The organism is Streptomyces durocortorensis (genome assembly GCF_016901035.1).
Classification (GTDB): Bacteria; Actinomycetota; Actinomycetes; order Streptomycetales; family Streptomycetaceae; genus Streptomyces; species Streptomyces durocortorensis.
The window spans coordinates 1-10,244 of record NZ_JAFEUF010000237.1; the positions used below are offsets into that span (position 1 = coordinate 1).

Genomic DNA, 10,244 nt, shown 5'->3' on the forward strand with positions numbered 1-10,244 from the left:
GCCCCGCTCACCCGCCCGCCGGCTCCGCGTACGCCACCGGGTCGTCCAGTACGTCCTGCACCACGAGCGCCGCCGCCCCCCGCGCCGCGTCGCCCGCCACCGACGACGCCCGGAGCCGGCCGCTGCCGGGCGTCCAGAGGCCCGACACCACGCGGCCCGTCAGCTCCTCGTCGGCCGGCGGCGCGAGCCACGGCATCAGGCCCCGGTAGATCCCGCCGCGCACCGCCGCGTCCGGGTCGACCAGGTTCACCGCCCCCGACAGCACCCGGCCCAGCATCCGCCCCGCCTCACCGATCGCGGCCACCGCACGCGGATCCCTCGCCCCCGCGCGCCGCTCCAGCTCCAGCACGCCCGAGGCGCCGCCGAGACCCTCGATCCCCGCCGCGCGCAGCAGCGCCGCCTGTCCGGCGTACTGCTCCAGGCACCCCCGCGATCCGCACCGGCACTCCGGACCCGCCGGATCCACCGCCACATGGCCGATCTCCCCCGCGAACCCGTGCGCCCCGCGCAGCAGTTCGCCGTTCAGGACCAGCGCCCCGCCGACCCCGATCTCCCCGGTCAGATAGAGGAAGCTGCGCACCTCCCCGAGCCCGCCGAACCACAGCTCGGCCAGCGCCGCGAGATTCGCCTCGTTCTCCGAGGCGACCGGCAGCGCCGGGCGGCCCGGGCGCAGGGCGGCCAGCGCGTCGGCGAACAGCTCCTGCGCCGGGACCTCGTTCCAGCCGAGGTTGGGGGCCTGCCGCACCGACCCGCCGGAGACGAGACCCGGCAGCGCCAGCGCCGCGCCCACCGGGCGCAACTCCTGCTCGTACGCCGACTCCAGGGTCCGCGCGGCGATCCGGGCCGCCCGGGACAGGGCCTCCTCGGCGGGCGCGCCCCGGTTGTCGAGGTGCTCGGTCTGCCGGACCCGGCCGGTGCCCGCCAGATCCACCACGCAGACCGAGACGTAGTCGATGTTGATCTCCACACCGAGCCCGGCGGGACCGGTGCGGGCCACCTTGAGCGCGGTTCCGGGGCGCCCGGCCTGACCGCTGAACGTCTTGCCCGACTCGGTGAGGAACCCGCTGTCCATCAGCTGCTCGACGAGCGAGGACACCGCGGCCCGGGTCAGCCCGACCCGGGCGGCCACCCCGGCGCGCGTGGCGTCGCCGCGCTCGCCCTCGTCCCGCACGGCGCGCAGTACCAGGCTCAGATTGTGCCGTCGCACGGTGTCCTTGTCGGCCTTGGGCCCCAGCGGAGTGAGGATGCTCTTCATATCGTCGCCGAGCCTATGCGATGGGCGGTCGCGGCAAGGGGCGGCCGGGGCCGTACGCGCCCCCACCCCAGCCACCGCCCCGTCGCAGCCGCATTTGGTATTGACTATCATTTTCATATAGCGTTCGAGGCCAGCTACGAAGGTGGTCCCTCATGGCAGTCCCCAAGCGGAAAATGTCCCGCAGCAACACCCGTCACCGCCGCGCCCAGTGGAAGGCCACGACGCCTCAGCTCGTGCCCGTCACGGTCGACGGAACCGTCCACCAGGTTCCGCAGCGGCTGGTCAAGGCCTACGAGCGCGGGCTCCTGCGTCCGCAGGACTGACCCGCCGACGCCCTCGTACACGGGCGCACTCCGCGTACGAGGGATTCCGGAGGCGATGCGCTCCCGCCCGTCAGGCCGGGGGCGCCGTGCTGCCCCGGACGACCAGCTGGGTCGCCAGCTCCAGCCGGAACTGGTCCGCCGGCTCGCCGTCGATGATCCGCAGCAGCGCGTTGGCCGCCACGGAGGCCATGTCCAGCAGGGGCTGCCGGACGGTGGTGAGCGGGGGGGGTGGGTCCAGCGGGCGACCGGGAGGTCGTCGAAACCGACGATGCTCATGTCGCCGGGGATGGCGCGGCCGCGTTCGCGCAGCGCCTCGAAGGTGCCGAGCGCCTGGAGGTCGCTGGCGGCGAAGACCGCCGTGGGCGGCTCCTGTCCCGATCCGTCCAGGGAGTCGAGCGGCCGCACCAACTGGGCCTTGCCCGAGGCGTCGTTGAACTCCCCGTACGGCACACCCGCCCTTCGGGCACCGGCAGTTCGGCCGCTTCCATGGTGGCGCGGAAGCCGTCGGCAACCTGGCCTTCCGCTACGGCTGGGACGGCATCGATGACGGAAGCTTCGGCTTCGCACCGGACACCACCTGGTTCGTGGACGGCAGGCTCTCCCGGTACGGAGCGGCCAGGGAATCGTTCTGCGAGGGCCTCTCGGCCAACGGGTTCGGCGCCCGCTGCCGGTGACGGGCGCCGGGGCGGGGCCAGGAGGTCCTGCCGAGGCGCCGGATCACCGTGGCCGGGCCGTGCCCATGGAGCGCGGCGGCCCCAGGCGCAGCCGGGTGAAGGCGTCCGGGCGGGCGATGCCGGGCATCACGAGCGCCCACATCGCGCTGACCTGCTGGTGCAGGGCGTCCCGCTCGGCCAGGGCGAGGGACAGCATCTGTACGCCGCTGTAGCAGCCGACGAGTGTCCGGGCGGCTTCCACGGGCTCGACGTGGTCCTGGATCTCGTCGGCTTCGCGCGCGGATTCGAGAGCGCCGGTCACGGCGCCCAGCGAACCGGCATAGCTCTCGGCGGTCTGGTACGGGCCCGGCTCGATCGACAGCCGCACAGCCGCGCGCAGAACGGGGTCCTCCAGGAGGCCCGCGGTGTAGTGATGGCTGATGTCCACCAGGGCCTGGAGCCAGAGCTCCGGGGCCGGGCCCGCCGCCATCTGCTCGGAGACCTGATGGAAGTACGCGTGCTGGCGGGCCAGGATCGCGTCGCCGAGGTCCTCCTTCGACGCGAAATGGTGGTAGAAGCCACTGCGGGAGACGTTCGCCAGGCGTTGGATCGCCGGGATCGTCGCACCGGCGTACCCTTCCCGGTCGATCACGATTCCGGCGGCCTCGACGATCCGCTGAACCGTCTGCTCCCCGCGATCCTGCACCATGGCCACACCTTCCTCAGCCGCGTCCGACGTTACCCGGGGTCATGCCGGAGCGCTCCCGGGGCTCAGCCGGATGTTCTCAGGTCGACCGGCCACTCCCCCGGAGGCGCTCCCTCGCCGCCGCGGAGAAGGCCGCCATCCGCCCGGGCCGGCCGTACAGTGCCGTGATCCGCCGGACAGCACCCCTGGGCGTGTGTTCGAGGTCAGCCAGGTCGTCCCCCGCAGTCCACAAAGTGCGAGCAGCGCCGTGCGGCACAGCACGGCGGGGGGCGGACCGATGGAACGGCGGTTCTTCATCGCGCTGGGCAGCAACCGCTACCAACATCTGCCCGCCGCAGAACAGTTGGAGTTCAGTTGGAGTTCGTCCAGACCGACAAGCAGGCCGCTGCCCGGCTCTTCGGCGACTTCGGGTACGAGCCGGCGCTCCCCGGTCTCGGCGAGTACGACGGTGCTGATCAGATCCGGCAGAAGTTTCGTCTCTGGGGCACCGACGTCGCCCTGACGAGCGACGACATCGTGGTCCTGTACTTCGCGGGCCACGGCGTCACCGCGCCGCCCGAACGGCACTATCTGTTCTGCTGGGACTCGTCCCCCGAGGACTTGGCCGCCACCGCCCTCGCCACCGAGGACCTCGTCCGCATCCTGTGCAACGGCGACTTACGCCATCTCCTGCTGGTACTCGACACGTGCGCGGGCGGGGCCGGCAGCGCGGAGGCGACAGCGCTCGCGCTGCAGCGACTCGTCTACGGCAACCCCGAGCGGGTCCGCCAACAGCGGGCTGTGGTTCCTCGCCTCCGCCCGGCGCAAGGACATCGCCGGCGACGGGAAGTTCACCGCCGCTCTCACCGAGGCGGTGGCGGTCACCACCGGGCGAACCGGCCAGCGCCAGCAGTACCTCGACCTCACCTAGGGCGTCTCTTTCGGATCATAGTTAGGCGGCATCCCACTCTGCTTGCAGCCAGCTGAGTTGCACCCCGCTGAGCGGCGGGCTCAAAACCTGCAGGGAACATGAGCGTGAGTGGCTGTGGCCACATGTATTCAAGCCCGTGCTCCTCACAGTGCAGAGCGATGAGATGCGGCCCCTCCCCGCAAGCCTCGCGCCGGTAGAAGCGGTCATGCGCCTGACAGAAGTAGGAGAACACCGCGCAGTCGTCCTCGTCAGTCGGCTCGTGGAAGCCGGGATCCCGGACGATCAGTGTCACCGGTTCCTGGAGGTTGAACCGGGGAATGGGCCGAGGATCGCACCACAGCAGTCGAGGAGGAAGCACACGATCATTCTGTGCCAAGGGCGGCTTCGAGTCAGCGCGCGGACCAGATGAAGATGCCCGCGAGGTGGCAATGTCGCCTGCGGATGCATTGACCTGCTCCGCGCTCCGCGCTTTCATCGCGTGAGTCCCGCGCACAACAGTGGCGGGGCAATACCCGTCATCGGGCACGAGGGCTGGAGGGCGGCGGTGGCCGTGCTCGGGCCGAAGGGGGAACCACCTGATGAGACCCGCGTTTGGGATCTGCATGTCCGTCGGCCTCGCGGCCGTCCTCACCTGTCTCGCCTCTCCCACGGAGGCGGCGAACGGCGACCCGGCTCCGCGCACCGAACGGATCAGCGTCGCACCCGATGGCACCGGCGGGAACCGGCACTCGGTGGATCCGACGGTCAGCGCGGACGGGCGCGTCGTCGCCTTCATGTCCTCGGCGAACAACCTGCTGCCGGGGACGGACATGCCCAACAACGTCTTCTACCGGACGACTCCCGGTGCGCCCCTCAAGCGTGTGGAGGTGCCAGGTGAATCGACGATGGCGCCCAGGGTGTCCCAGTCGGGTCGCCATCTGACGTTCACCTCGTGGTCCGCCACGAGCCAGAAGTACTCCGTGCACGTGATGGATCTGCGCACCGGGCGCACCGAACCCGTCGCGCCCGCACTCCCGGGAGGCTATCGCGCGTACTACGGCACGGCCCCGCTCAGCGCGAACGGACGCTATCTCGCCTTCGTGGCCAGAACAGCCGCCGACGAGAACGGGGTGACCCGCTGCAGGGTCATGCTCCTGGATCGCCGAAGTCAGCGGCTGTGGCGGGCGGGACCGTCCACGACCCGTGGCTGCCAGGACATCTCCCTGAGTGCCAACGGCCGCAAGGTGGCCTATCAGGTCGGCTATACGGGGCCCTCCGACGACGACAAGGCGGACATTCTGGTCTACGACCGCGTGACTGGGAAGACGGTGCAGGCCGATGTCACCCATGACGGGCAACCGGCCGACAGGTCGGCGCAAGCGCCGGTGCTCAGCGCCGACGGCTCCAAGGTCGCCTTCAACTCGGTGGCGACGAACCTGGTTTCGGGCATAGACCCCAACGGGGACACCAGCACGTCGTGGAACGCCTTCGTCCGCGATCTGCTCACCGGCACGCTTCACCGCTACGACGGCCGCTCCCCCACCGATGTCACCTTGGTGTCGGACCTGTCGGCGGACGGCTCGAAGCTGCTCCTCAACACCGCCGACGCCAACCGCGTCTCCCTGGGTCTGATCCTGCGCGAGGTGCCAACCGGGCGCGAGGAGCTGCTCTCACCCGGTCAGGACGGCAAACCCGTCACCGTGGGCCGCGCGGCACTGAGCGCGGACGAGTCAACAGCCGTCTTCGACTCCTACTACCCCGGCCTGGTCCCCGACGACAACAACCTCATCGGGGATGTCTTCGTGCGCACCCTGCGATGAGTCACGCTGCTGTCCTCGATGTCGTGGCGGTGGGTCATGTTAGGCCAAGGCTGCCGTCACCACGATCCCGCGGTGCTGTCGCTACCCGAGGGTGTGCGGTCACGCGGAGTTGGTGGATGAAGCACGGTACTCGCACAGACTCTGGAGGCCCTCGCCGGCCTCGCATCGTCATGCCGGTCCTACGCCCCTACGGTGTCGAGCTGTCACGACGGTCTGGTGTCCGGATGGTCCCGCGAGCGACGATGGATGCCATGACGATTGAGGGCTCGTGGTTGTGGATCGAGAACCGGTTGTGCGAGTACTCACCGGCCGCGTACGCGTCATTGCCCCCTGCTGCGGACTCTGACGCGGTACGCGTGGCAGAACGCCAGTGCGGGCTCGTGTTTCCCGAGGACCTGGTGGCATCCCTGCGCCGCCATGACGGCTCAGGGGAGTGCCTGCTGCCCGGCAACTACCGCCTGTACGGCGTGGCCGAGATCGCGAAAGACTACGTGTGGTGGATCGGGTCGCAACAGCGGGATGTGCTGGATGAACTGCGCTATTGGCGTTCATCCTGGTTGCCTCTGGCCGGAAATGGCGCCGGGGGGTCTCTCTTCGTCGAGATGGCACCGGGTGACCAGCACGGTCGCATCGGTGCGCATGCCCACGGCGACGGTGGACGGTTCGACGACCTTCCCCAGTACAACTCGCTGCGAGCCCTGCTCAGCTGGGCCGCGCAGGCCCTGTCCGACGGCTCTGCCACGGATGTCCTGGACTACGTGCTCACTGCGGACGAACAGGGGCTTCCGTACTGGGAGAACGCGGACGCAGAACAGGACGGCGTGTCGGTGGCCTGGGACATGGCAGCCCTGGAAAACCGCTGCGGGGGGCTCTGATCCCTCGCGAACTGTCACCACGAGCGGCATCTCGAACAGTTCTCGAGCTTCGGGCGGGTTCTGGCATCTCACCAGCCACGCCACAGCCACCCGCGATCGTATGCCGTGTCGTGTAAGGCATCTGACCTGTACAAAGGCCATTGCATTGAGTCTGCCCGTACCCCCGGTCTTGGCCGGAGGCGTTCGCGAAGGCGTCACGCTTCCGGGGTGAGTTCTATGCGTGTCTGACCGCTCGCCGCGATGAGTTGTTCGAGTTGAGTGACGCGGTACTGGGCCAGGACGCCCGCCCGGCTCCCGAAATCGACGCCCAGCACTCCGCTACGACGTCGGCAAGTCCGCGAAACGCGCCGAGACCGTCGCCGAATTCCACGCGAACCGCAGGACAAGCTCAGCGCACGGTCGGCTCATCGCGGACAGCACCGGTGGAGAGCCTCGTACCTCGAACTCACGACTGTGCCAACTGCAGGGAGGAACCGCCTAGGGCGCTTCTTCCGGATCATCTGCCGGAGGACCGGCGAACCAGGTACGGCCCCGGGCCCAGTGGGTCGCCCATCCGGTGAAACCAGGGGTGCCCCGCATCGGGGAGGTGCCCGGTGAGGTGCCGAAGGGCATCGCGCCGTACTCGTCGATCAGCCAGACATGACCCCGCTGCGGGCCGGTGACGACCAGGTGCCAGTACATGCCGCAGCCGTCGGTGCCCAGCAACAGGGAGCCGTGGTCGAACACGGCGTCCATGCGGGCCTCAAGCTCCTGCTCCGACAACGCCTTCTCGCCCTGCTCGGTGCTCTCCCACATCCACGTCGATGTGAGAGGGAAAGGCTCGGCGAGCAGGCGCTCAGGGCGGCCGGAACCCCAATCCGAAGGTGCTTGCGCGAAGGGCAGCAGACCGTAGTGCGGCGGCCCGGCCCGCAGGCCGTCGCAGACCTCCGCCACGAACGTACGGTAGGGCTCCGGCAGCGTGATGCCGTGCTCCGCCTCGAAGAGCCGCACCGCCTCCCAACCGGCCGGCGGCGACGCCTCGGAACGCTGCGCGCAGATCTCACGGAGGGCGGCCAGCTCGGCCCGGTCGCAGGTTTCCGTGTTCATGCTGATCATCATGCAAGATCCGAAAGGAACGGCCCAGCCCCGTTCCTGCCCGACGTCGACTACCACCCCGAACTTCCTCCCCTGGGCACCGGCCTGGAGATCCTGCGCCGGGTCGCCGGCCGCGACCTCGCCGAACACTTCGGGCCGCGCTCGCGCGGGGTGGAGTTCGAATCCGAGCAGGGCCCGTACTTCAGCGGCCGCGCGGGCGTCCTCGGCGAGCTGGTGGCCTGGCTCGGCGGTGAGGACGACGACGGCCGCGGCCGCATAGTCACCGGCAGCCCCGGCTGCGGCAAGGCCGCCGCCCTCGGCCGGATCGTCGCCCTGTCCGACGAGGGCTACCGAACAGCTCTCGACCTCTCCGGCGTCGACCCCGCCACCGTGGTTCCGGTAGGCCTGGTGGCCGCGGCGGTCCACGCCCGCCACAAGCGCTTCGAAGAGGTCGTGGAACGCATCGGCGCCGTGCCCTCGGTCCGCCGCCGCTCGAGGCCTTCGATGTCGAGCCGGGCCTGGAGGAAGGTCTGCTGCTCGGCTGGTGGGAGGCGGCCGCCGCCGAGCGGCGGGTTCCCGGCTCGGAGGAGCCGGCCCGACTGCGCACACCCCGCGTGGTCCAGCGCGCGCTCAACGCCCTGAGCCACTCCGCCTTCTTCGCGGGAGTCAGCGAGAGCCTGATGGTGCACTCGGCCCGCCAGGTACGCCGGTACTTCACCGAGCCTGACGTACGGGCCGCCGTTCAGGCCGAGTTCGCCGGAAGGGTCACCGACCGTACCGAACTGGTGGTCGCGCATTCCCTGGGAACCGTGGTGGCGTACGAAGCGCTGTGCGCCCACCCCGGCTGGCGCGACCTGACGCTCATCACGCTGGGATCTCCTCTCGGGGTGCGCAGGCTGGTGTTCGACAGGCTCCTGCCGACCCCGCACAGTGACTCGGCCCGCTGGCCGACGCCGGTCAAGGCATGGACGAACATCACCGACTCCGGCGACACGGTGGCCCTGGTCAAGGAACTGGCGCCCGCTTTCGGGCGACGGATCACCGACGTCTCCGTACACAACGGGGCTCAGGCTCACGATGTCCGCCCCTACCTCACCGCTCGCGAAACAGGGGTGACCGTGGCTCACGCCCTCGACCGGTCCCGTACCTCGCCCTGATCCGGCACCGGCCCTGTCGGGCGATGGTCGGGTGACACTGCGGCCAAGCCGTCGTGCGTCGGGTTCCAGGCAGCTGAGCACAGGGATTCGGACACGGCGGCCGTGTAGCGGGCGGCGGACAGCCAGTAGGTGGCGAAGCCGTCGGTGTCGGCGGGGAGCAGTCGGCCGAAGAGGTCACGGTCGCGCTGGGCCGCCGAGGCGCACAGGGCGGTGAGGAGTTCGGCGGCCGTGGGAAGACCGGCTCGGCGGATCCGCCGGGTCTCGGCGGTGACGTCGCCCAGCATGCCGAGGGCGGCGCGACCCGCCGGGACCGTCTGTTCGACCCGGCGCTCCAGGAGGTACAGGGGCGATTGCGCGCCGGGGCCGGCGGCCTGCGGCGGGGCGAAGTGCACGGGGGCGGCCGGGTCCGGAAGGTCTGCGCGGCGCAGCCGGTCGAGGCCGAGGTCGACCGTGCCCTCGCCGGTGGGATGCGAGCACGCGAGGAGGGTGAGCCGTGGGTGGGGGGCGGGGGCCAAGCGGCCGATGATCCTCAGCCGGATCCCCGGTGCCGCGGCCAGCAGCGCCAGGTTGTCGCGGTGGGCCAGCGCGGGGTCGTCGTCGGCGACGGTGAGCCGGACGGGGACGCCGCCCTCGCACCGCGCGAGCAGGCACGTGCCGCCCGGCTCCCTTACCGCGCCGAGGAGTTCGACGTCCAAGAAGAGCAGGTCGCTGCCGCCGCCGTCCGGGTCGGCGTAGCGGGAGACGGACCGCAGGGCGCGGGCGGCCTGTTCGGACGGTGGCGTCTCCCACAGGGCGGCGAGCGGGGGCTCCGTCCACGCCGTGCCCCGGGCGGTGACGGCCTTGACGCCCTTTCCGGCGCCCAGTCTGCCGTCCGGCGAGACCGTCGCCCCCGAAACGGCCAGGCCGGCCCGGCCCAGCTCCCGGTGGGTGAGCGCGCTGTCCCCCAGACGCACGGCCCGGTCGGCCACGCCGAGGGCGCGCCCCACGCCGCCGGGCGCCACGTCGCCGACCGTGAAGAGGCGGCCGTCGGCTCCGGCGACCCAGGTGCGGACGCCGCCGTGCCCCGAGCCGGTGACCACGGGTTCGGTGAACAGGCCGTACAGGCGCAGCGAGCCGTCCGGGCTGTACGGGCGGCGCACGCGGCCTCTGACGGCGGCCAGCTCCGCCCCGGACGCCGTGCCCACGCGGCGGGCGGTGCCCAGGAGTTCGGCCAGGGCCGTGACGAGTTCGGCGGTGCGGTAGGACGGATCCCCGGCGCGGGCCGCGCGCAGCAGCGTGACGACGGACAGTGCGGCGCCCGCGGCTCGCGGCAGGTGACGGAGGCGGGCGGTGTGCGCGGCGCGCAGGAGGGCCGACTGGGCTACGGCCCCGGCCCCGTCGACGCCGGCCTCCAGCACGGCGGCGCCCGCCGTCCACAGGGCGTCGGCGGCGGCACGCTGGGCCGGACTCGCCGTCTCCGGCGCGGACGCGGTGTGGGGGACGGGGGCGGCGC

General features: G+C 71.2%; 11 protein-coding genes and 1 pseudogene. 6 read left to right on the plus strand and 6 right to left on the minus strand.

Annotated elements, in window-relative coordinates:
* Window positions 1-7: 7 nt before the first annotated feature.
* Entirely contained in the window at window positions 8-1,255 is a 1,248-nt protein-coding gene (locus tag JS521_RS29480; protein WP_205085992.1) for an ROK family protein, read from the minus strand.
* A gap of 152 nt (window positions 1,256-1,407) precedes the next feature.
* Between JS521_RS29480 and rpmF the strand changes: the two genes are divergently transcribed.
* Complete coding sequence (gene rpmF / locus JS521_RS29485) at window positions 1,408-1,578, plus strand: 50S ribosomal protein L32 (protein ID WP_205085993.1); 171 nt, start codon at window positions 1,408-1,410, stop codon at window positions 1,576-1,578.
* Window positions 1,579-1,648: 70 nt separating this feature from the next.
* Here rpmF and JS521_RS37575 read toward each other — a convergent pair whose 3' ends face one another.
* From JS521_RS37575 to JS521_RS29495, 3 genes and pseudogenes are all read right to left on the minus strand, one after another.
* On the minus strand, window positions 1,649-1,768 hold the full coding sequence (locus tag JS521_RS37575; RefSeq protein WP_372448629.1) for a hypothetical protein: 120 nt from the start codon (window positions 1,766-1,768) through the stop codon (window positions 1,649-1,651).
* A gap of 92 nt (window positions 1,769-1,860) precedes the next feature.
* Window positions 1,861-2,145 (minus strand): annotated as a pseudogene (locus tag JS521_RS37580) (substrate-binding domain-containing protein); the annotation flags it as partial.
* A 150-nt stretch (window positions 2,146-2,295) separates the two neighbouring features.
* On the minus strand, window positions 2,296-2,940 hold the full coding sequence (locus tag JS521_RS29495) for a ScbR family autoregulator-binding transcription factor (RefSeq protein ID WP_205085994.1): 645 nt from the start codon (window positions 2,938-2,940) through the stop codon (window positions 2,296-2,298).
* A 351-nt stretch (window positions 2,941-3,291) separates the two neighbouring features.
* Between JS521_RS29495 and JS521_RS29500 the strand changes: the two genes are divergently transcribed.
* From JS521_RS29500 to JS521_RS29510, 3 genes are all read left to right on the plus strand, one after another.
* A complete protein-coding gene (locus JS521_RS29500; protein WP_205085995.1) occupies window positions 3,292-3,903 on the plus strand; it encodes a caspase family protein in 612 nt (203 codons plus the stop codon).
* Between the two features lie 522 nt (window positions 3,904-4,425).
* A complete protein-coding gene (locus JS521_RS29505) occupies window positions 4,426-5,646 on the plus strand; it encodes a TolB-like translocation protein (RefSeq protein WP_239488007.1) in 1,221 nt (406 codons plus the stop codon).
* A 251-nt stretch (window positions 5,647-5,897) separates the two neighbouring features.
* Window positions 5,898-6,521, plus strand: coding sequence for an SMI1/KNR4 family protein (locus JS521_RS29510; RefSeq protein ID WP_205085996.1), 624 nt, complete (start codon window positions 5,898-5,900; stop codon window positions 6,519-6,521).
* Window positions 6,522-6,998: 477 nt separating this feature from the next.
* Here JS521_RS29510 and JS521_RS29515 read toward each other — a convergent pair whose 3' ends face one another.
* The gene (locus tag JS521_RS29515; RefSeq protein WP_205085997.1) at window positions 6,999-7,619 is read right to left on the minus strand and encodes an SMI1/KNR4 family protein; all 621 of its coding nucleotides are present in this window, start codon (window positions 7,617-7,619) and stop codon (window positions 6,999-7,001) included.
* Window positions 7,620-7,766: 147 nt separating this feature from the next.
* Between JS521_RS29515 and JS521_RS36985 the strand changes: the two genes are divergently transcribed.
* Both JS521_RS36985 and JS521_RS29525 read left to right on the plus strand, forming a co-directional pair.
* Window positions 7,767-8,237: a hypothetical protein gene (locus JS521_RS36985; RefSeq protein WP_239488008.1), complete on the plus strand. Its 471-nt coding sequence runs from the start codon at window positions 7,767-7,769 to the stop codon at window positions 8,235-8,237.
* Window positions 8,210-8,752: a hypothetical protein gene (locus tag JS521_RS29525; protein WP_239488009.1), complete on the plus strand. Its 543-nt coding sequence runs from the start codon at window positions 8,210-8,212 to the stop codon at window positions 8,750-8,752. Before JS521_RS36985 ends, JS521_RS29525 begins: the two co-directional genes overlap by 28 nt.
* On the opposite strand, the gene JS521_RS29530 is transcribed toward JS521_RS29525, so the two are convergent.
* Window positions 8,719-10,244: hypothetical protein (locus tag JS521_RS29530; RefSeq protein ID WP_239488010.1), on the minus strand; the 1,526-nt coding region annotated here is incomplete at its 5' end. The genes JS521_RS29525 and JS521_RS29530 overlap by 34 nt on opposite strands.